Source organism: Achromobacter sp. T5-5 (assembly GCF_055397965.1).
The window spans coordinates 785,017-807,206 of record NZ_AP027919.1; the positions used below are offsets into that span (position 1 = coordinate 785,017).

A 22,190-nucleotide genomic window follows, 5' to 3' on the forward strand; every position below is an offset into this window, starting at 1 on the left:
AAAAAATGATGCTGCGAGGTTGCGTGAAGATGCACAAGTCATGGGCGGCCGGACTCTCGGGCACAGCCGCGAATGCGGGACGCGGCCGATGGCGGCAGGCGGCCATTACGGCGCTCATGCTGCCTTGCGCGGCCGGCGCGGCGTCGCCGGCCGAGGCACCGCCGCGTTACGCGCAGGTCGATTTCGATCCCCGCTTTCTGTTCGGGACGTCGATGGACCTGGCAAGATTCAGCCGCGGCAACGCAGTGCTGCCGGGCCTTTACGCGACCGACGTCAGGGTCAACGGCCAGCGGGTGGGCACGTTCGACGTGCGTTTCCAGGCGGTCGACGCCGCGGGCTTCACCGAACCCTGCTTCAGCCTGATGGAGCTTGAGCAACTGGGCATCGACACCGCGCGGCTGCTGGCCGCCCGAACGGGTGAGGCGCCGCCGACGCGGGACGCCTCCCTTGGGGAGGCCGCCGGCTGCGAGCCCCTGAGCGTGGCGGTGCCCGGTTCGCGCGCCGACATGAACCTGGGCGACCTGCTGCTGGACCTGAGCGTGCCGCAGGCCTACATGCACACGCGGGTCCGCGGATGGGTCGATTCGTCGCGCTGGAACGAGGGCGCCACCGTCGGCCTGCTGGACTACAGCCTGAACGCGTACTCCAGCCGCACCAACACCATAGGCACGAATTTCAGCAATCTGTACCTTGGCCTGACGTCCGGCGTGAATCTCGGCGCGTGGCGCCTGCGCCAGCGGTCGAGCAAAAGCTGGTCCAGTCGCGGCAATTCCAGCTGGGACAGCATCGAGACCTATGCCCAGCGGGACATCGCGCCCTGGCGCGGCCAGCTCGTGCTGGGCGACAGCAACACCAGCGGAGAACTCTTCGACACGTCCAGCCTGCGCGGCGTGCGGCTCTTCAGCGATGACCGGATGCTGCCCGATTCGCTGCGCAGCTACGCGCCCATCGTGCGCGGCATCGCCGACACCAACGCCGTCGTCACGGTGCGCCAGGGCGGACGGGTCATCCACGAACAGAACGTGCCGGCAGGGCCGTTCGAGCTGGCCGACATGCCGGCGGCCGGCTATGGCGGCGACCTTGAAGTGACCGTCCAGGAAGCGGATGGGCGCCAAAGCACGTTCAGCGTGCCGTTCTCGACCGTGCCCCTGCTGCTGCGCCAGGGCGTGCACCGCTACAGCGCCGGCGTGGGGAAGTATCGCAACGCCGAGTCCGACGGCGAACCCTGGATGGCCGAAGGCACCTACCAGTACGGCGTGACCGACGGGCTGACCGCCTACGCGGGCACGCAGGCGTCCGAGGGCTATGCCTCGCTCATGCTGGGGTCCGCCCTGAATACGCCCATCGGCGCGTTCTCGCTGGACGTGACCGGGGCGCGCACCCAGATCGGCGGCGCGTCGCACAAGGGCCTGAGCACCCGGTTGAACTACTCGAACATTCTGCAGGACACCGGCACGCGCTTCTCCATGGCCGGCTACCGCTATTCCACCTCCAACTTCTATTCCCTGCGCGATGCCATCTATGCGCGCGAAGGCGGTGGCGGCAGCGAGGACGATCCGGGCTACGCGTGGCGTAATTTCCGCGTGAAGGAGCGGTTCCAGGTGAACGTGTCGCAGCCCGTGGGCGACCGGGGCAACCTGTTCGTCACCGGCAGCAGCCAGAACTACTGGCGCGAGGATTCCGGCCATGACCTGCAGTTCCAGATCGGTTACAGCGGCGGGTATCGCCAGCTCACCTATGCGGTCTACGCGCAGCGCAGCCGCAGCGGCGAGTCGGCGACGATGAGCAACCAGGTCATGCTGACGCTGTCGATTCCCCTGGGCCGCAACGCGATCGACGCCGGACCGGGCTTTAACAGCCTGAGCACCAGCATCAGCCGCAGCTCCCGGGGCGACCACCTGGTCCAGGCGTCGGCCAGCGGCAGCGGGGGCACGGAACTGCCCGTGTCGTTCGGCCTGACCGCCACCACCGCGCAGAACAGCGAATCGAGCGCCAGCGTCAACACCCTGGGCGGCTACGGCGCCTACCGCGCGCCGTTCGGCACCTACACGGCCAACGCGTCGATCGGCAACCGGTCCAAGCAGGTGGGGCTGGGTGCGCGCGGCGCCGTGGTCGCGCACAGCGGCGGCCTGACGGCCGGGCCCTCGTTGGGCCGCGCCGGCGCGCTGGTGCAGGCCAAGGGCGCCACCGGCGCGCGGCTGATCAACGGCCAGGGCGCGGAAATCGATGCGAACGGCTACGCGTTCGTGCCGTCCCTGACACCGTACCGAGTCAACAACGTGATGCTCGACCCCTCCAGCCTCGGCATGGACGTCGAGCTGGACAACACCTCCGAAGAGATCGTGCCCACGCTGGATGCCATCGTGCTGGTGGAAATGCGCACGACCCAGGGCCGGCCGGTGCTGCTGCGGCTGCGCCGCGAGGACGGCGAAGCCGTGCCGCTGGGCGCCGACGTGTTCCAGGAGGCGGACGGCACCGCCCTGGGCACGGTGGGCCAAGGCGGCGCCGCGCTGGTGCGCGGGCTGGCGGAACAGGGCGCGGTGCAGATTCGTTGGGGCCAGGCGCCGGACCAGCAGTGCCGTGCCGAATACACGCTGCCGCCGCAAGCGCCCGCCGTCGCGGGGCAGCCCAAGGCGGGCATCGCCAGCATCGTGCGCGTACAGGCGGCGTGCCGCGTATCGGGGGCCGCGGTGTCCGCGGCGCCAGGCAAGAAAGGGTGATCCATGAAACTGAAAACGTTAGGAATGCGTTCCTGGCTCGCGCTGGCCGCAGCGGCGTTGACGGCCGCGCTGGCGTCGGACGCGGCGCGCGCCGCCACGGAAGACGTGCAGATCAAGTTCACGGGACGCTACGTGCCCTTGAGCTGCACCGTGCAGGCCGGCGCCGAGACCATGACGGTGACCCTGCCCACGGTGTCGGTCCAGTCCCTGTCCGCGCCCGGCGACACCGCCGGATCGACGCGGTTCGAGATACCCATCGAGTGCGTGGGCACGCGCGCCACCGTGCGCGCGTACTTCCAGTCGGGACCGACTTCGGACATGACCGGACGCCTGAACCCGCAGGCCGTGTCGCCCGGCGTCGCGGCGCAGGGTGTGCAAGTCGAGCTGCTGAACGAATCGGGCAGCGTGATCCGGGTGGGCGACCGCGACAGCGTGACGCCCATCGAGGCCGACGGCGTCAGCGGTCCGCTGCTGCTCGTCTACTACGCGCGCTATTACGGCACGGGCGGCGCCACGGCGGGCCAGGTCAGCACCTACGTGAACTACGTGCTCGATATTCCATGACGCAGGCCGTGCGTGCCGGCGCGGATCCGGACCTGTTCCTGCATACGCCGATGCTGGACGAGACCTTGCTGCACCTGGCGGTGCTGGACCGGCATGCCCGCCTCGGTCCCCTGCACGCCTGGCGCGCGCGCTGCGTCGCCCTGATGGCCGAGGTCGATAGCGCGCTGCTGGCGCGCAGCGTGACGCCGGAGCAGGCGCACCGCCTGCGCCTGTCGCATGCGCTGCTGCTGGACGATGCCACGCTGGCCTCCTGTCCCGAGCCGATGCGCAAGGAATGGCAAGACGCCACCCTGTGCCGGATCGAACTGGGCGAACCCGATGCGGCGGACGTGGTGCTGGCGCACCTGGACGCCCTGGCGCGCCATCCGGACCGCGGCGGGGCCTGGCTGAACTGGTACGCGCGGCTCTTCGCCGCGGGGCTGTTGCGGCGGCGTCCAGACGCGATCCAGCGCTGCCGCCAGGTGAACGAACGGCTGCGCGAAGCATGGCCGTGGGCTTGCGGCGAGGAGCAGGGAAGTGACTGACGCCATGCAGCGCAACACCGTCGCGACCGTCATCGTGGCCGGACCGAACGCCAGCCATCTGTTCGACAGGCAGGACGACGGCGCGGTGCGCGATACCGCGCGCAAGCGCTGGGGAGGAAATGCGGCATGGTTGCTTGCGGCCAGTCCCGACGACCTGCTGCGCATCCTGAAGGACGCGCCACGCGACGGCGCGCCTTGCGCGCTGCTATTGCCGCTGGTGCCCGCGGGCGGCGACGAACTGGCGATGCGCCGGGAATGGCGGGAATGGCAGCGCGCCGTCGCCGGCTGCGCCGTGCTGGGACAGCGGCCCATTCCGGTCTACGCGGCCGTCTATGCGTGCCTCGGCCCGGCGCACGGCGACCCCGTCACGCTGAGCAGCGGGCTGTCCGTCGATCCGCAGGGGCAGGGCCGGGTCAGCTTGCGCCACGCGCTCAACGCGCTGCGCGAAGGCGCGATGCGGCGCCCGCCCGGGGCGGGGACCTTGCACGAACGCCTGGCCCTGTCCTTCGTGGACTGGGCGGCGGAAGCCGCGCTGCTGGCCCTGATGGAAGACATCGCGAACACGCCGCCGCTGTTCCTGGGGGGCGTATTCCTGGTGGACGCGGGTACCACGCTGCCGGACATGGCCGGGTGGATGCGGTGGCTCATCGGACGCACGGGGCTGAGCCCGTCGCTGCCGCCGCCCCGGCACGGCGCGTTGCCTCTGCCGCCGTTGGCCTTCGATGCGCAGCGCCAGGGACCCGGCTGGAACGACAGCGTCCCGCCGCCGCGCTCGCCGCGGGCCCGCGGTCTGCGCGTCGCCGCAATGTTGGGGGCGCTGGCGCTGATCCCGGCCTTGCTGGCGTGCGTGCCGTACCTGCGCGCCAAGGACGAACTGGACCGCTACGCAGACGGCCTGCGCGCCTACGGGGCCATCGCCCCGGCGCGCATGTTCGACAAGTGCGCGGCGCTGCTGCAGTTGCGCGCCCAGCACGATCAACTGGGCAAAAAACTCGCCGATGACGGCGTCGGATCCTGGATCTATCGCCAGGCTGGCGCACAGGGGGTCCAGGCGGCGATGTCGGAAGCGATCGCCGCGTATACGCCGCCGCAGACGGCATTGCGGCTGGACAGCATGGCGGTGTTCGAAAGCGGCAGCGCCACCCTGATCCGCGCCAGCGCCGCCCGCCTGCTGGACCCCGCATCGCAGCTGCTGCGCGCGAATCCCGATCTGCACGTGCGGATCGTCGGCCATACCGACGGGACGGGCAGCCCCGAAAGAAACCTCGCATTGTCCCTGGCCCGCGCGCAAGCCGTGCGCGACCAGCTCGTCGCCATGAGCGGCACGCCCCTGGCCCAGTTCGAGACGGCGGGGCGCGGCGCGTCGCAGCCGGTCGACGACAACGCTACGGCGGCCGGCAGAGCCCGCAACCGGCGGGTGGATATCACGCTCACGCCGCTTCCCTCCGCGCATTTCGCGTGCGGCGCAATGGGGGGCGACGCCCCGCCGGCGGGGTGACGGGCATGCGTCGACGTGGCATTCGCCGGCGCGGCGGGAGCGGTCCGCGCAAACAAACCTGTCGGACTAGGACAAGTCTGATTCCTCGCACAGAAAGCCTTGCATAAGCTGTGCGCATTCGTACCCCCTCAGCCTGCGTCGGAGAAAACATGGCGGTTTCCAATAGTTCACAGAAGTTCATTTCGCGCAATCGCGCACCTCGGGTCCAGATCGAATACGACGTCGAGATCTACGGATCCGAGCGCAAGGTCGAGCTGCCTTTCGTGATGGGCGTCCTGGCGGACCTGTCGGGCAAGCCGATCGAGGCACTGCCCGCCGTTGGCGAACGCAAGTTCCTCAGCATCGACATCGACAACTTCGATGAGCGCATGAAGGCGATCCAGCCGCGTGTGGCGTTTGCCGCGCCCAACACCCTGACGGGCGATGGCCAGATCATGGTCGACATCACCTTCGAAAGCATGGATGACTTCTCGCCCGCCGCCATTGCGCGCAAGGTCGAGCCGCTGTCCAAGCTGCTGGAAGCGCGCACGCAGTTGGCCAACCTGCAGACCTACATGGACGGCAAGGCGGGCGCCGAGACCCTCATCAATCAAGTCCTGAGCGATCCCGCGCTGCTGCAGACGCTGGCCAAAACGCCCAAGCCGCAAGCCAGGACCGAAGCGCCCGAAGAGGCCGAAGCCGATTAACGGCTCGCCGCAACGCATGTAAGCAACTGGGAAATCAAGAAATGGCAGTCAAGCAAAAAATCGCCGACAACGTCGCTCCCCAACCCGAAGCCGGGCATTCTGACTTCACCAACCTGTTGGCGCGCGAGTTCAAGCCCAAGACCGATCAGGCGCGCGCCGCCGTCGAGCGCGCCGTGCAGACGCTGGCCGAGCAGGCGCTGCAGAATGTCGTGCGCGTGTCCGACGATGCCTACAAGAGCATCGCGGCCATCATCGGTGAAATCGACAGGAAGCTGTCCGAGCAGATCAACCTGGTCCTGCATCATCCGGAGTTCCAGCAGCTGGAAAGCGCCTGGCGCGGACTGCATCACCTGGTCAATAACACCGAGACCGACGAAAAGCTGAAGATCCGGTTCATGGATCTGTCCAAGGAAGACCTGCGCCGCACCATGAAGCGCTACAAGGGGCTGGCGTGGGATCAAAGCCCGATCTTCAAGCAGGTGTATGAAGAAGAGTACGGGCAACTGGGCGGCGAGCCCTACGGCTGCCTGGTGGCCGACTACTACTTCGACCACACGCCGCACGACGTCGATCTGCTGGGGTCGATCGCCAAGGTGGCGGCCGCTTCGCATGCGCCGTTCATCACCGGGGCGGCGCCCTCGGTGCTGCAGATGGACTCGTGGCAAGAGCTGGCCAATCCGCGCGACCTGACCAAGATCTTCACGCAGAACCTCGAATACGCGCCGTGGAATGCGCTGCGCAATTCCGAGGACGCGCGCTACATCGGCCTGGCGATGCCGCGCTTTCTCTCGCGCCTGCCTTATGGCGCCAAGACCAACCCCGTCGACGAGTTCGACTTCGAGGAAGCGACCGACGGCGCCGATCACCGCAAGTATGTGTGGTCCAACGCGGCCTACGCGATGGCGGTGAACATCAACCGCTCGTTCAAGGAATACGGCTGGTGCACGCTGATCCGCGGCGTCGAAAGCGGCGGCGTCGTCGACAACCTGCCTTGCCATACGTTCCCCACGGACGACGGCGGCGTGGACATGAAGTGCCCCACCGAGATCGCCATTTCCGATCGCCGCGAGGCCGAGCTCTCCAAGAACGGCTTCATCCCGCTGATTCATCGCAAGAGCACCAACTACGCGGCCTTCATCGGCGCCCAGTCGCTTCAGAAGCCCGCCGAATACTACGACGCCGACGCCACCGCGAACGCCAATCTGTCGGCCCGGCTTCCGTACCTGTTCGCCTGCTCGCGCTTCGCGCATTACCTGAAGTGCATCGTGCGCGACAAGATCGGCTCGTTCAAGGAACGCGACGAGATGCAGTCGTGGCTGAACGAGTGGGTCATGAACTACGTCGACGCCGATCCGGCCAACAGCTCGCAGGAGACCAAGGCGCGCCGTCCGCTGGCGGCGGCGGAAGTCGTGGTCGAGGACGTGGAGGGCAACCCGGGCTACTACCAGGCCAAGTTCTTCCTTCGGCCGCACTTCCAGCTTGAAGGCCTGACCGTATCGCTGCGCCTGGTCGCCAAGCTGCCTACCGTCAAGGCGGCGGCGTAGGCGAATAAAGGTTGAGTGTGGCGGATCTTCCGCCGGAGCAGGCGGCCGGAATGCTCTTCAAAACCGTCCGGCCATTTTCGCAACAACAAATGATGTAAAGGATTTTCAATGGCACACGATATTTTCCTGAAGATCGATGGCATCGAAGGCGAGGCCGAGGACGCAACGCACAAGAATGAAATCGAAGTGCTGAGCTGGTCCTGGGGCGTGTCGCAACAGTCCAACATGCACATGGGGTCGGGCGGCGGCGCGGGCAAGGCCACGGTCGACGATCTGGCATTCGAGCACTACATCGACCGCGCCACGCCGAACCTGGTCCAGTACTGCCTGCTGGGAAAGCACATCAAGCAGGCGCAGCTGGTGGTGCGCAAGTCGGGCGGCAACCCGCTTGAATACCTGAAGCTGACCATGAACGACGTGATGGTCACGCGCGTCAACCCCGAGGGCGTGGCCACCGACGAGTCGCGTCCGCGTGAACGCGTCAGCCTGTCGTTCTCCAGCATGAAGCAGGAATACATCCTGCAAAACGCCCAGGGCGGCAGCGGCGGCGCCGTCACCGCAACCTTCGACATCAAGAAGAACGCGGCCTGAGGCCGGCGCGACGCTTGATTACGGGACGGACGGCGCTTCCTGGGCGCGCGGTTATCCGTCCTTTTTTGTACCGATCATTGCGCCTTTGCGGGCCGTCCCGCGAAGGCGCGCCGGTTCGCCGGCTTGCTGAGCTTATGAACACTACCGAGATTTTCCGCTGTTTGGCCGGTCGTGCGCGGCCATGGGGCGTGCTGGCGTCGGTGCTGCTCGCGATGTCGCTGTCGGCGTGCGCGAGCCAGGGCGATGTGCCCGAAAAGACGGTCAGCCTGGATATCCTGATCGAGGCGGACGCGCGCGTGAACGCCGATGCGCAGGGCCGCCCGGCGCCGATCCAGGTCCGCGTCTTCGAGCTGAAGTCCCGGTCGGTCTTCGAGGAAGCCGACTTCTTTTCGCTGCAGGGCAAGCCGCGCCAGGTGCTGGGCGGCGATCTGGCCGAATCCGACGACCTGGTGCTGCGGCCGGGCGACGCCAAGCGCATCCAGCGCCGCGCCGACCCCGAGACGGTGGCCATCGGCGTGGTGGCCGGCTACCGCGACCTGGGGCGCAGTGTGTGGCGCGCCACCTTCACGATGCCGCCCCGGCAAGCCCAGAGCTGGTACAGCTCGTCCAGCCAGACGGTGCGCGTGCGGATCAAGGCCGGCGCCGACACCGTCGCCGTCACGCAAGCGGACTGAGCAATGAGCCTCTACAGCAAAGTCGTCTGGAGCGAGGGCCTGTTCCTCATTCCGCAGTTGTTCCAGCAGCAGGAACGCTACCTGGAGTTCTTCGCGCACAAGCGCGCCGCGCCGGCGGGGCCGTTCTTCTGGGGTTTCTCGCGGTACGAGATCGACCATGAAGCCCTGTCGTTCGGCAAGATTGCCCTGCAAAAGGGGGCGGGCGTGTTTCCCGACGGCACGCCCTTCGACATTCCCGCCCACGAGCATCCGCCGGCGCCGCTGACGGTGCTGCCGGAGCATCTGAACCAGCGCATCTTCCTGGCCGTCCCGCTGCGCCTGCCCGACGTGGACGAAACGATGTTCCGGCCGGATCCGGGATCGATGGCGCGCTACGTGGCATTCCAAAAGGAAATGGCCGACAGCAATGTGACCGGCCAGGGCCCCAAGGAAGTCCAGCTTGCGCACCTGCAGCTGCGGCTGCTGCCCGAGAAGGAACTGACGCAGTCGTGGATCGGCGTGGCGGTGGGGCGCGTCAAGTCGATCCTGGCCGATGGCTCGGTGACCCTGCACGATGGCGACTTCATTCCGCCGGTCAGCGCCTGCGCGGCCAACCCGCTCCTCGTGCAGTGGGGACAGCAGTTGCAGGGGCTGATCAAGTTGCGCGCCGATGCGCTGGCCAGCCGGCTGTCCAGCGGGCAGGGCAGCGTGACCTCGGCCGCGGAAGTGTCGGACTACCTGTTGCTGCAGATCCTGAACCGCTACGACCCGTTGATGGATCACATCTGCCGGGTTGGCGAGACGCCGCCCGAAACCCTGTACACCACGCTGGCGATGCTGGCGGGCGACCTGGCCACCTATGTCCGGCCGCAGTCGCGGCGGCCGCAGCCCGCGCCGGGATACGACCATGCGCAACTCTATCCCAGCATCCAGCCGCTGGTCGCCGAAGTGCACAGCCTGCTCAATCAGGTGCTGGTGCGCAGCGCGCAGCCCATCGCGCTGGTGGAGCAGGCGCATGGCATCCGCACGGCGACGCTCATGCCGTCTGAACTGCAGGGCTACGCCAACCTGGTGCTTGCCGTCAGCGCGCAGATGGCGCCGGACCAGCTGCTGCAGCAGTTCGTGTCGCAGACCAAGATATCGCACCCGCACCGCTTGCCCGAGCTGATCCGCTCGCACCTGCCGGGCGTGGGGCTGTCGCCGCTGCCGGTCCCGCCGCGCCAGATTCCGTTCGCCGCGGGCAATGTGTATTTCGAGCTGAGCCGCTCCGGACCGCTATGGGACCAGATCGCGCGGCAAGGCGGGCTGGCCTTGCATATTGCCGGGCATTTTCCCGAACTGAAACTTGAATTGTGGGGAGTTCGAAGCCGATGAATGCGCCCGGATTTGATGTCAGGACGTTCGACCTGCTGACCGGCACGGCCGCGGGCAGGCCGGCAAGCGCGCCGCCTGAGCCGCCCAAGGCGGTGGAGATCGCGCTGGATGACGAGGGGGCGGCTGCCGACCTGGCAAGCCGGCTGGACGCGGTTAAGGCCGCCCACAATCCGCTGCTCGAGGCGGCCGGGCCGCTGCTGCGGCTGCTGGCCTCCATGCCGGACAACCTGCCCGACCAGACCGCCATCCTGGCGCTGCGCCAATTGCTGATGCGCGAGATCGGGCAGTTCCAGAACCTGTGCGACAAGGCGGGGGTGCCCTGGAAGCAGGTGGCCGTGGCGCGCTACTGCCTGTGCACGGCCCTGGACGAGGCCGCCAACCGCAGCGCCTGGGGCGCGGGCGGCGTCTGGGCGGCGCAGGGCCTGCTGATTGCCTTCGAGGGCGAAGTGGATGGCGGGGAAAAGTTCTTCCTGCTCATCGGCCGGATGGCGAGCGATCCGGACGAGTACGCCGGCACGCTGGAGGTCCTGTATCACATTCTGGGCCTGGGATTCGAAGGCCGCTACAGCGTGGTGGCCGATGGCCACCGCCATCTGGAGCAGATCCGGCAGCGCCTGGCGGCCCTGGTGGCGCGGGCGCGCGATTCGGCGACGAGCGAGCTGTCGGTGAACTGGCGCGGCGAGGGCCCGATTTCCGGCGGCGCCCGCCGCGTGTTCCCGGCCTGGCTCAGCGCGTCCCTCGCGTTCCTGGTCTGCGCCGCGGTCTTCGGCTACCTGCTCGACGAGGTCGGCACGCAGCGCGACACCCTGGCGCATCGCATTCTGCAGGTCGGACTGGACCCGCTGCCCCAGGAAAGCGTCGCGACCCCGGCAGTGGCGGCGCAGGCGCCGGTCGCCTCGCGGCTGCGCCTGGCGGAACTGCTGAAAGAAGAGATCGCGCGCGGGCTGGTGAAGCTGCGCGAGGAACCCAAGCGCACGCTCGTCACCTTCCCGGGCGACACGATGTTCGTGTCCGGGCGCAGCGACGTGTACGCCCCGATGGTCGCGGTGCTGGAGCGCGTGGCCGACGAGGTCAAGCGCGTGGACGGCAAGATCGAGGTGGTGGGCTACACGGACAACCAGCCGATCCGCACGCGCCAGTTCCCGGACAACCAGACGCTGTCGCAGAAGCGGGCCGAGTTCGTCCGCGACATCTTCCTCAAGCGCGGACTGACGCCGCAGCAGGCGGTCGCCGCCGGCCGGGGCGAGCAAAGCCCGCTGGGCGACAACGCAACACCGGAAGGCCGCGCGCAGAACCGTCGCGTCGAACTGTACGTGACCTCGTACTGATGGGCGTGCCGGCCGGCACGCAATGGATGATCAAACAATGAAACGATTGCTGGGCTTTCTGTTTTCATGGCGCTTTGGCGCCATCGTGGTCTGCGTTCTGCTTGCGGCGATGGTCTGGATGGTCGGGCCGATGGTCGACCTGGGCGGACTGCGGCCGCTGGAGGACGTCGTCGTGCGCGTGGCGCTGATCGGCCTGCTGGTCGCGGCGCTGGCGTTCTGGCTAGTGGGCTGGCCGCTGTGGATCGTGTCGATGGCGGCGCTGTGCACGCTGGTCTGGTTTGGCGGACCGATGGCGGCGATCGGGGAACAGCGTCCGCTGGCGGACGCCGGCGTGCGCATCGGCGTGATCGCCGTCATCGTGCTGCTGGCGGCCCTGTACGGGGCCTACCGGCTGTTGCGGCTGTTGCGGACCGACGAGGCGCTGCTGCGCCGCATCCTGGCTCCCAGGAGCGACGAGGCGCAGCGGGATGCGTCCTCGGAGGTGAAGGCCGTGCGGCTGGTGGTGTCCAAGGCGGTGGGGCAGCTCAAGCGCTTGCGCGGCGGACCGCAGGGCTGGCGCCGCCTGCTCGAAAGCAAGCGCTATCTGTACGACCTGCCCTGGTACATGATCATCGGCACGCCCGGCGCCGGCAAGACCACGGCCATCCTGAATTCGGGGCTGGACTTTCCCATGGCCGAGCAGATGGGCGTGGCCAGCCTGCCCGGCGCGGGCGGCACGGTGAACTGCGACTGGTGGTTCACCAACGACGCGGTCCTGATCGACACGGCTGGCCGATACAGCGACCAGGACGAACAGGGCAATGCCGAGGCCGCGAGCGTGAACGCCGCCGAATGGCAGGGCTTTCTGGGCGCGCTGCGCAAGCACCGCACGCGCGCCCCGATCAACGGCGTGATCCTGGCCGTGAGCGTGGCCGAGCTGCTGGAGCGGCCGGGCGACAACGGCATGCTGGCGTCGATTCTGCGCACCCGCCTGGCGGACCTGCGCCAGGCGCTGGGCATCCGCTTTCCCGTCTATGTGCTGGTGACCAAGCTGGATCTGCTGCCGGGCTTTGACGAGTACTTCCAGGCCATGACGGCGGAGGGGCGGTCGCAGGTCTGGGGATTCACCCTGGACTACGCGCGCCGCGAGTCCGATGCGCAGCCGTTCGACCTGCGCGCGCGCTTCGCCAGCGAATTCCAGTTGCTGGAACGGCGCCTGGAAGACGGCCTGAACGCGCGGCTGGTCGAGGAGTACGGCGCGGCCCGGCGCAAGCGCCTGTACCCGTTTCCGCAGGAGTTCCGCAGCCTGGCGGCGGAGCTTTCCGATCTGCTGTCCAAGGTGTTCCTGGATTCGCGCTATGACGATGTGCAGATCCAGCGCATGCTGCGCGGCGTCTATCTGAGCAGCGCCCAGCAGGCCGAACGGGTGGTCAATGCCGACCGGAACTCGCTGTTCGAGCGCCTGCGGCGCACGCTGGGCCGGCTGTACGGCGGCGAGGATGTCGCGCTGCTGTCGGGCGGGCGCGAGCCGGCGCTGATGGCGCATCGCAGCTACTTCCTGCGCAACCTGTTCAAGCAGGTCATGATTCCGGAGTCGCACCTGGTGCAGCCCAACCGGAAATGGATCCTGGCGCAGGGCGCGGCGCGCTGGGGCGTTCATCTCGCGTCGGCGGGCCTGATGGTGTGGCTGGTGAGCGGCATGGTGGCCAGCCGCGCGAACAACGCGCAGTATCTGGGGGCCGTCGGCCAGAAGGCCGACGGGCTGACGCAGCAGGCCAGCGACGTGCCGGCGGGCGTGCTGGATGCACAGGGCGTGCGCCTGCTGACGGACGCCGCGACGCTGGCCCAGGTCGAGGGCCTGGACCTGGACGCGCCGCCGATGGACTACCGCTATGGCCTGTATGCCGCGCCTCCCGTCGACGCGGCCGCGCAGGCCACCTATGCGCGCATGCTGCGCAAGCATCTGCTGCCCCAGGTGGGCAAGACGCTGGAAGGCGCGTTGCGCACGCAGATCGCGCGCAAGGACGCCGACGGTCTCTATGCGACGCTGGGCCTGTACCTGTCGCTGTACGACACGCGTTATTTCGAGTCCGATGTCCTGATCGAATGGGTGCAGCGGCAGTGGGCGCGCAGCCGCCATGACAGCGAGCGCGAGAAGTCCCAGCTGGCGGTGCACCTGCACTCGCTGTTCGACACCGGCTACGAGCCGCTGCCCGAGGCCGAGCGCGACGCCGCCGTGGTCGAACAGGCCCGCGCGCTGCTGCAGGAGCGTCCCGACGCCACGCGCATGTATGACCGGGCCATGCGTGCGCTGGAGGCCGCGGCGCCGCCGCGTTTCACGCTGCACCAGGTGTTGGGCGCGAGCGATGCCGCCCTGTTCAGCGATCAGGCGGCCGACGGGGACCCGGGCGTGCCCGGGCTCTTCACCCACGCCGGTTATCGCGACGTGTTCCGCAAGCGCGTGGGGGCGTACATCGATACGGTGTGGGCGCGCGAGAGCTGGATGCTCGGGCGCGAGGGCGGCGACGGCTCCGCGCTGTCGGAGGCGCAGGACGCCCGGCGCGCCTGGCGCGACAAGGAGCGCATCGAGCGCGAGGTCTATACGCTGTTCCTGCGCGACTACGCCGCCCGCTGGGAGCGGTACATCGATCAGATCCGGCTGGTCTCCACCGCCGGCGCCGGGGACGGGCCGTTGTCGGTCGACGTGGCCACCCTGCGCGCGCTGGCCGCCGCGAATTCGCCGCTGGCGCGGTTGGGCGTGGCGCTGTCCCGTCAGACGACGCTCTCGTCCGACGTGGATGCCGACAATCCCGCCGACTCCGCCGCGGCGCAGCTTGCCGCGGAAACGGCCCAGCGCCGCTCTTCGGCGGTGGCGCGCGCCTCCGACGCGCTGACCCGGCTGGCGGCGGATTTCGACCAGGACAAGCTGGCCGAAGAACTGGTCGACAAGCGATTCTCGGCGCTGCGCGAAGTGGTGACGGGATCGCCCAACCCCGGGCGCATCGACCCGGTCAAGCCGGGCGCGCAGATGCAGCAGATCCTGCAGCGCATCAACGAGCAGTACACGCAGATGGCGGTCGCCAGCAGCGCGCTGGCCTCGGCCAGCATGCCGCCGCCGCAGGACGCCAGTGCGGCCTTGTTCCTGACGGCCGAGACGCTGCCCGCGCCGTTCAAGCGCATCCTGGCGGGGCTGTCGCAGCGCGCGGCCAGCCAGTTGGGACGCGAGACCGGACTGCTGCTGGCCGAACAGGTCAACGCCGCCGTGGGCGGGATCTGCCGCACGGCCATCTCCGGCAAGTTCCCCTTCGCCGAGTCGTCCCAGGAAGTCGATCCGGACGACTTCGTCCAGCTCTTCGGCGCGGGCGGGGTGTTCGACGCGACGTTCCAGCGGTCGCTGGCCATGCACGTGGACACCAGTTCCAGTCCCTGGCGCTACAAGCCGGCCAGCCCCGGCATGCGGCCCATCCAGGGCCCCGATCTGCAGCCCTTCGAGCGCGCCGCCGAGATCCGCAAGGCATTCTTCGACGGCAGCGGCGCCAAGGGCCTGAACTACCGCCTGACGGGCAGCATCGTGTCTGTGGATCCGGCCATCACCGAACTGCTGCTGGATGTGGACGGCGACAGCCTGCGCTACATGCATGGCCCGGTCTCTCCGTTTTCGTTCGCCTGGCCGGGGCCGCGCAGCGGCAGCTACCTGGAGTTGTCGGCCAGGCCGAGGGTTACCGCGGAGTCGTCGGGCGTGCATCTGTCGGGCCCGTGGGCGCCGCTGCGCCTGCTCAATTACGGCCGTGTCACCGCCACGGCCTCGTCCGGCAGGGCGCTGGTGGATTTCGATTTCGACGGGCGTCACGCCGTGCTGGAGATCGGCGGCGGCCGCAAGGGGAATTTCCTGACCGGGTCGCTGTTGCGCGGCTTTCGCTGTCCAGGGGGCGCGTGATGAACCTGCCGCGCCCCGCCTACTGGGGCAAGCTTCCGGCGTATGGCGATTTCCTGCGGCAAGGCGCGCCCCTGGACGTGCAGCAGGCCTGGCGGCAGTGGCTGGAAGGCCCGCTGCGTGAGGCCTGGCTGGCGTCGGGCCTGGCGCAGGCCCATGCCCTGCCGTGGAGCTTCGTGCTGCGGCCTGGATGCCTGCGGTTCTCGGGCGACCGCTATGTGGCGGGGGTGTACGCCCGATCGCAGGACAAGTTCGGCCGGGAACACCCCTTCCTGATGTGGTTCCTGCTGGCGCCGGCGAGCGTGTCGGCGCTGTTGAGCACGCATGACAATCCGCTGTTCTGCCTGGCGCGCCTGCTGCATGGGCATCTGGCCGCGTCGGGCGTCGCTGCGTCGGGCGTTGCTGCGTCGGGCGTCACTGCGTCGGGCCTCACTACGCCGCGCAGGCCGGCCCTGGTGGATCAGATCAACCGGCTCTGGCGGCCCGGCCGCGCCGGCGTCCTGGGCGCCTTGCGGCGCCGCAAGGACGCGCCGGACTTCGCCGCCGCGCGCGGATGGGCCGATGGCTGGCCGTCCGACACCCGCGAGGACGGCCTGGCGGGCGTGCCGCACGCGCCATGGCGCAACTGGCCCGCGACCGTGTTCGAAGACCTGAGCCAGGCCTGGTACTGGCAACAGGATGTGCAAGCCGGGTATGTGAGTTTTTTATCGGTAACGGCCGCTGAACCGGCCGATCTTGCCTGAGGAAGTCAAAGATGGCCATTGCGAGTAATTCAGTTTCGAATCAAGCCCGCACGGTGGAAATCCGGGGGGCGGGCCTGCCGTCGGCGATGGGCCTTCCCATGCTGCGGCTGCAGTCGCTGGACGGCCAGGAGCGCATGGGCGAGTTGTTCAGCTACGAGGTGATCCTGCGCACGCCTAACGACACGCAGGTGCCGCTGTCGGTGTCGGCCAATCTGGACCTGACGGGCATGATCGGCAAGGAGCTGACCGTGTCGGTCCAGCTGTCCGATGGCGGCCGCCGCGAGATCTCCGGCCTGGTCGTGAAGGCCGGGTTCGTGCGCCAGGAAGGCGACCACAACCTCTACCGCGTCACGCTGCGCCCCTGGCTGTGGCTGGCCACGCTGACCACCGACTACAAGATCTTCCAGGACCAGAACGTGGTCCAGATCATCGAGCAGGTGCTGAAGGATTATCCGTACCCGGTCGAGAAGCGGCTGGACATCGAAAAGTACGCGATCCTGCCGGAAAGCGTCACCAACGAGCCGCGCAATTTCCAGGTGCAGTACGGCGAGACGGATTTCGACTTCATCCAGCGGCTGATGGAGGAGTGGGGCATCTACTGGTTCTTCGAGCACACCGAAGGCACCCACAGGCTGGTGTTGTGCGACCACGTCGGAGCCCATCGTCCGCCGGACAGTCCGGCCTATCAGCACATTCCCATGCACGCGCAGGGCGGGCACGTGGACTGCGATGTCTTTCACCAGTTCGGCGTCGATGAACGTCTGTTTCCCGGGCGGGTGGTGGTGGATGATTTCGACTTCACGCGGCCGCGCATGCTGCTGGCCACGTCCAGCCACCAGCCGCGCGAAACGAGCTGGGCCGAAGGGGAAATCTTCGAATGGCCCGGCGACTATACCGACGCCAAGCATGGCGCGCTCATCAGCCGGATTCGCATGGAAGAGCGCCGCGCGCGCGGCGTGCGTTCGCGCGGCTTCGGCAATGTCCGTGGCGTGGCGGTCGGCCAGACCTTCAATCTGACCGGCCATCTGTACGAGAAGGCCAATCGGGAATACCTGGTGCTGGCCTCGAACCTGTCGTTGTCGGAAATTCCGGAAGAGACCGGCACCGGGGTGATCTACGACTGCGCCAATGAAGTTGAAGTGCAGCCGACCGGCGAAGTGTTCCGCATGCCGCGGGTGACGCCCAAGCCGGTCGTCAGCGGGCCGCAGTCGGCCCTGGTCGTGGGACCGGAAGGCAAGGAGGTCTGGACGGACGAATTCGGCCGGGTCAAGGTGCGGTTCCTGTGGGACCGCTACGCGCGCAATGACGCGTCCGATTCCTGCTGGGTGCGCGTCAACCAGGCCTGGGCGGGGTCGAACTTCGGCGGGATGTATATCCCCCGGATCGGGCAGGAGGTCATGGTCGGTTTCATGAACGGCGACCCTGACCGTCCCATCATCCTGGGCGGCCTGTACAACAGCGTGACCCGCCCGCCCTGGGACCTGCCGGCCGAAGCCACCAAGAGCGGCATCAAGACCCGCAGCCTGGAGGGGGGCAGGGAGAACTACAACGGCATCCGCTTCGAGGACAAGCCGGGCCTCGAAGAATTCTACGTGCAGGCCGAACGCGACATGGTGCGGTTGACCAAGGGCGCCGAGATGCACACGGTGGCATTGACCTATGGCCAGGCCGTGGGCATCAACCACTCTACCGCCGTCGGCGGCATGCTCAGCAGCACCGTGGCCGGCACTGCGTCCTACAACGTCGGGCTGGCACACTCCACCCAGGTGGGCGGCCTGTGCGCGCTGAACGTGGGCGGCGCCTATGCGGTCAACGTGGGGGCGGCGGCCAACCTGAACGTGGGGGCGGGCCTGTTGATGAACGCGGGGGCCGCCGTCGCGATCACCTGCGGCAAGGCGGGGATCAACCTGCTGCACGACGGAACGATTGCGCTGATCGGCAACAAGATCTCGATCATCGGCTCGGACGAGGTGGTCGTGCAGGGCAAGCCGCTGCAGCTGAATCCGTGCGCCGATGGCGACATCGTCAGTTTCGGCCTGGGCGCGGGCGTGCCGCCGGTGTTCCTGCCGACGATCGAGCTGCCGATTGGCGGGCACGACAAGCACGTGCCGCGGCCCACGACGCCGCCACCGCCGACACCGCCGGTGACGCCACCGCCGGTGACTACACCGCCGGTGACGCCGCCGCAGCCCACGCCGCCGGTGACACCACCGCCGCCGACACCGCCGGTGACGCCGCCTCCACCGACGCCACCGGTGACACCACCGCCACCAACACCGCCGGTGACGCCGCCGCCGCCCACGCCACCGGTGACGCCGCCGCCACCGACGCCGCCCGTCACACCGCCGCCGACGACCAAGCCGCCGGGGCCCACGGAGCTCTCGGCAATGATCGACGGCTGACCCAGACGGCCCGTTCCGTCCGGCCAATGACAGGAGGACTGCATGACTTCGTTTCCCGCGGTACGCGCCGGCGACCTGATCGCCCACGGCGGAAGCATCCTGACCGGATCGCCCGATGTGTTCATCAATAAACTGCCCGCGGCCTTCTGCGGGGCCTCGGCGGTCTGCTGCGGCTTGCACGTGTCGGCGCAGGCGGTCGCCTCCGGCGCGCCGACGGTCTTCATCAATGGACTGAAGGCGGCGCACAAGGCCAGTTGTTCGTCCTGCGGCTCGCCCGCCGCCACGGCGTCCCTCGACGTGTTCATCGGCGTGTGAGCGCAGCGGCATGACGGCAGTGGCGGGGGTGGCGGGGGTCCTGTTGGGCCTTACGGGACGGTTGATCGAGGGCGACGACCTTCCTCGCGCGCCGGACTGGTGGCGGCGCCGCGAAAGCGGCGTGTTCCTGCGCAAGCTGCCGGCCAGTGCGCTGGCGGGCCTGGGCCCTGGCGGGGTCGACGTGCGCAGCGGGCAGCTCCTGTGCAATGTTTCGCGGCGCCGCGACGTCGTGCCGGCGGGGCCGTTGGCGCTGGGATTCGACCGCATCTACGACAGCCGGATCGAGGAGGCCGGGTGCCTGGGGCCAGGTTGGCGGACGCGCTGGGACATGACGCTGCGCGTCCAAGGCGAATCGCTCGTCTACCGGGACGAATGGGGGCGCGCGCTGACGGTGCCGCGGCCGGAACCCGGCACCCAGGTCATTGTTGCCGCGGCCTCGCTCAATCTGGCCTGCCTTGAGGACGGCCAGTATGTGATCGCGGACGCGGGGCCGGCCTGCATGCGCTTTCTGCCCGCGGACGAAGCGGGCACGTGCCGGTTGGACGCACTGGAGTTCCTGGACGGCAGGCTATTCACGATTGCGCGCGACCCGCGCGGCGCCATCCGGTCTGTCAGCAATGAGCGCGGCGCGGGACTGTGGTTCGACCTGGACGACGCGGGCAGGATACGCGCCGTCGCGCGCGGCCCCCAAGCGGAACCCTGCGCGGCGTATGCCTACGGGACCGACGGACGCTTGGCGCGGGTGGAATCGTCCCGCGGCAAGCCGATAGGCCGGTACGGCTACCAGGATGGCCTGCTTGCCGACATCGCCGAGGCGGCCGGGGAGCGGTCGATCCGTTGGCTCGGATCGGACGCGGGACCGCAGGTGGCCGGATTGCGCCTGCCGGGGGGGCGGATGTGGCTGGTGCGACGCGAGCCGCAGGCCCGCCGCGTCAGGATGCAGGCCTCGGACGGCGCCGAATTGCACTGGCATTTCGATGCGCAAGGGCGGGTCGTGGCCTACCGCGATGCCCAGGGGGCCGTCTACAAGGCGCACTACGACAAGGGCTCGCGGCTCGCGCGGGTGGACGCGCCCGACGGGGCGTTCGAATTCGAGTACGACGGCTTTGGCCGCGTGGTCCGAGAGACGGCGCCCCATGGACGGGTGCGGCGCGTGGGCTACGCCTTTTCCACGTCGATTCCCCTCATGCTGTCGCGCGAGGGCGCGCGGAACTGGTTCTGGCTGCGCGATCCCCACCTGCGCCCGCAGCAGCGGCGCGCGCCGGGGGGCGTCATCACGGACTATGAATATGACCCGGAAACCGGCGCACGGCGGGTGGTGCGCCAGAACGGCGTCGCAACCCGCCATGGGCATGACGACGCGGGCAGGCTGCTGGTGCGTGAAGGCGCGGACGGCGCGCAGTTCCGGTACGCCTGGACCGATGATGGCCAACTGCGCGCACGGGGCGGGCCCGGCCATCCGCTGGAAGTGCGGGAGCGGGACGACGTCGGCAATCTCAAGGTGCGCGTCGGCGACGGCACGCGGGCGCGGCTGGCCGTGTATGACGCCGGGGGACGCCTGGTCTCGCTGGCCAATGCCGCGGGGCACACGCGCCATTGGCGCTATGACGCGCAAGGGGCGCTGGCGCAGCTCACGGACGAAGAGGGCGCCACCACGCGCCATGCCCGGGATGCGACAGGCCATGGCCTCGAGGTGCAAGGGCCGGGAGGCGGCACGCAGCGCTGGATCATGGACGCGGGGCGCCGCGCGTGGGCGCGGCGCGATGCGGACAGGGTGACCATCGAACGCCGCCTGGATGTCTCGGGCCGCGTCACGAAACAGGCGGACATCGCCGGCGCGATGCGCGCCGACACCGAGTTCGGCTACGACGCGCAGGGACGCCTGGCCAGCCGCGAGCGCGCGGGCCTGCGCTGGGCGTTCGAGCACGATGACCACGGCCGGCTGGCCGAGGTCCGCGCTGAAGGCGATGGGGAGACATCCCGCCTGGTGTTCGCCTATGACGCCCATGGCCGCGTGGTTGGGGAAACCGGCGAGCGCGGCACGCTGCAGCGGCATATCGACGACCAGGGCCACGTGGCCGCGTACCGGCTGCCTTGCGGCCTGGCCCTGTACGCGGCGCGCGACCCCGGACAGCGGGCCGTGCAACTGAGCTATGCGCTGGAGGGAGAGACCGTGACGCTGGTCACGCTGATCTACGATGGCGCTGGCCGCGAGACGATGCGTATTGCGGGCGGCGTGCAGCGCGCCATCGTCATCGACGAGACGGCGGGGACGCGGTCGGAGACGTCGGCGCGGGTGGTCGGCGGCTTCACGCGGATCGACGGTCTCGACCGGAGCGAACGGCGGGACGCGGCGGGGCGGCTGGTCGAAGAGTCGGACGCGCTGGGGCGCCGGCTCTACGACTACGACCGGCGTGGTCAATTGGTCCGCAGCCTCGGCGAGGCCGGCATGGTCTACACCACCTGGGATGCGGGCGGCAACGTCATTGCGTTGGACAGCGCGGGGTGGGCACCGCCCAGCCCCGCGCCCGACCATCGTCCCGCCCGGGTCGGCCGGCACGCGCTGGCGTACGACCCCTGGGGGCGGGTGCTGCGGCGCGACGGCCCTTTGTCCCGCGCGTCATTCGAGTGGGACGCGGCAGGCCGGCTCATCCAGGCCCGGGAGAACGGCGTGGCCGTCGCGTATGCGTACGACGCGGCCGGCCGGCTGGCCGCGCGGCGTCTCGCGCAGGCGGGCGATGCCTGGACCCATCGCTTCGTGTGGGACGGGCTGCGCCTGATGCAGGAGCGCACCCCGTTGCTGCGCGTCACCTACCTCTATGCGCCGGCGCGTCCGGGCTGCCTGTCCTATGCCCCGGTCGCCCGGCTGATCCAGCGGCGGCCCCACAAAGCGGCCGGCTGGGCCGCGCCGCAGGCGCAATATCTGTATGTGGACGCGGCGGGCCGGGTGCGCGCGGTCCTGGACGGCGACGGCGGCGTTGTCTGGCTTGGCGGCATACGGGCCTGGGGCGAACGGATCGGCCCACCCGTGGTGGACACGCCCGCGCCGCCGGGCTTTGCCGGCCATTGGATGGACCCGGACGTGTCGATCTGCTGGAATGGCCGTCGCTTTTATGACCCGCTCACCGCCCGCTACCTGAGTCCGGACCGCGACGCGCCGCCCGGGGTCAGCCCGTATCGCTACGTGGGCGCGCCCGCGATGCAGGCCAACCCCACCGGCCTGGCGGTGGGCGCGCCGGGTGTCGGCGCGCGCGCGGGGATCACGATTCCGGAGCGCGCGCCGATCCTGTGGGCCGGCGCGCTGCCGCCCGGCGCGCGCATTCCGTAGCCGGGCG

General features: G+C 69.1%; 15 protein-coding genes. All 15 read left to right on the forward strand.

What is annotated here, in order from left to right; genetic code table 11:
• The first annotated feature begins 29 nt into the window (after window positions 1-29).
• Window positions 30-2,720: a fimbria/pilus outer membrane usher protein gene (locus ACZ50Q_RS03605; RefSeq protein ID WP_464080580.1), complete on the forward strand. Its 2,691-nt coding sequence runs from the start codon at window positions 30-32 to the stop codon at window positions 2,718-2,720.
• Between the two features lie 3 nt (window positions 2,721-2,723).
• Window positions 2,724-3,284, forward strand: coding sequence for a fimbrial protein (locus ACZ50Q_RS03610; RefSeq protein ID WP_464080581.1), 561 nt, complete (start codon window positions 2,724-2,726; stop codon window positions 3,282-3,284).
• On the forward strand, window positions 3,281-3,808 hold the full coding sequence (locus ACZ50Q_RS03615; RefSeq protein ID WP_464080582.1) for a DotU family type IV/VI secretion system protein: 528 nt from the start codon (window positions 3,281-3,283) through the stop codon (window positions 3,806-3,808). Before ACZ50Q_RS03610 ends, ACZ50Q_RS03615 begins: the two co-directional genes overlap by 4 nt.
• Window positions 3,801-5,306: an OmpA family protein gene (locus ACZ50Q_RS03620; RefSeq protein WP_464080583.1), complete on the forward strand. Its 1,506-nt coding sequence runs from the start codon at window positions 3,801-3,803 to the stop codon at window positions 5,304-5,306. Before ACZ50Q_RS03615 ends, ACZ50Q_RS03620 begins: the two co-directional genes overlap by 8 nt.
• Before the next feature lie 149 nt (window positions 5,307-5,455).
• Window positions 5,456-5,992, forward strand: a complete 537-nt coding sequence (gene tssB / locus ACZ50Q_RS03625) for a type VI secretion system contractile sheath small subunit (protein ID WP_076517030.1) — start codon at window positions 5,456-5,458, stop codon at window positions 5,990-5,992.
• Between the two features lie 41 nt (window positions 5,993-6,033).
• Entirely contained in the window at window positions 6,034-7,536 is a 1,503-nt protein-coding gene (tssC, locus tag ACZ50Q_RS03630) for a type VI secretion system contractile sheath large subunit (RefSeq protein WP_076517029.1), read from the forward strand.
• Between the two features lie 108 nt (window positions 7,537-7,644).
• Window positions 7,645-8,127, forward strand: a complete 483-nt coding sequence (locus tag ACZ50Q_RS03635) for an Hcp family type VI secretion system effector (RefSeq protein ID WP_076517027.1) — start codon at window positions 7,645-7,647, stop codon at window positions 8,125-8,127.
• A 134-nt stretch (window positions 8,128-8,261) separates the two neighbouring features.
• Window positions 8,262-8,801 (forward strand): type VI secretion system lipoprotein TssJ, encoded by a 540-nt coding sequence (gene tssJ, locus ACZ50Q_RS03640; RefSeq protein ID WP_464080584.1) that lies wholly within the window; start codon window positions 8,262-8,264, stop codon window positions 8,799-8,801.
• Between the two features lie 3 nt (window positions 8,802-8,804).
• The gene (gene tssK, locus ACZ50Q_RS03645) at window positions 8,805-10,154 is read left to right on the forward strand and encodes a type VI secretion system baseplate subunit TssK (RefSeq protein WP_464080585.1); all 1,350 of its coding nucleotides are present in this window, start codon (window positions 8,805-8,807) and stop codon (window positions 10,152-10,154) included.
• The gene (tssL, locus tag ACZ50Q_RS03650; protein ID WP_464080586.1) at window positions 10,151-11,482 is read left to right on the forward strand and encodes a type VI secretion system protein TssL, long form; all 1,332 of its coding nucleotides are present in this window, start codon (window positions 10,151-10,153) and stop codon (window positions 11,480-11,482) included. The genes tssK and tssL overlap by 4 nt, the downstream gene beginning before the upstream one ends.
• Before the next feature lie 37 nt (window positions 11,483-11,519).
• On the forward strand, window positions 11,520-15,398 hold the full coding sequence (gene tssM / locus ACZ50Q_RS03655) for a type VI secretion system membrane subunit TssM (RefSeq protein WP_464080587.1): 3,879 nt from the start codon (window positions 11,520-11,522) through the stop codon (window positions 15,396-15,398).
• Window positions 15,398-16,138 (forward strand): type VI secretion system-associated protein TagF, encoded by a 741-nt coding sequence (tagF, locus tag ACZ50Q_RS03660; RefSeq protein ID WP_464080588.1) that lies wholly within the window; start codon window positions 15,398-15,400, stop codon window positions 16,136-16,138. The genes tssM and tagF overlap by 1 nt, the downstream gene beginning before the upstream one ends.
• An 11-nt stretch (window positions 16,139-16,149) precedes the next feature.
• Window positions 16,150-18,540, forward strand: a complete 2,391-nt coding sequence (locus tag ACZ50Q_RS03665) for a type VI secretion system Vgr family protein (RefSeq protein ID WP_464080589.1) — start codon at window positions 16,150-16,152, stop codon at window positions 18,538-18,540.
• Window positions 18,541-18,582: 42 nt separating this feature from the next.
• Window positions 18,583-18,855, forward strand: coding sequence for a PAAR domain-containing protein (locus ACZ50Q_RS03670; protein ID WP_076517013.1), 273 nt, complete (start codon window positions 18,583-18,585; stop codon window positions 18,853-18,855).
• Window positions 18,856-18,865: 10 nt separating this feature from the next.
• Entirely contained in the window at window positions 18,866-22,183 is a 3,318-nt protein-coding gene (locus ACZ50Q_RS03675) for a DUF6531 domain-containing protein (protein ID WP_464080590.1), read from the forward strand.
• The last annotated feature ends 7 nt before the right edge of the window (window positions 22,184-22,190 follow it).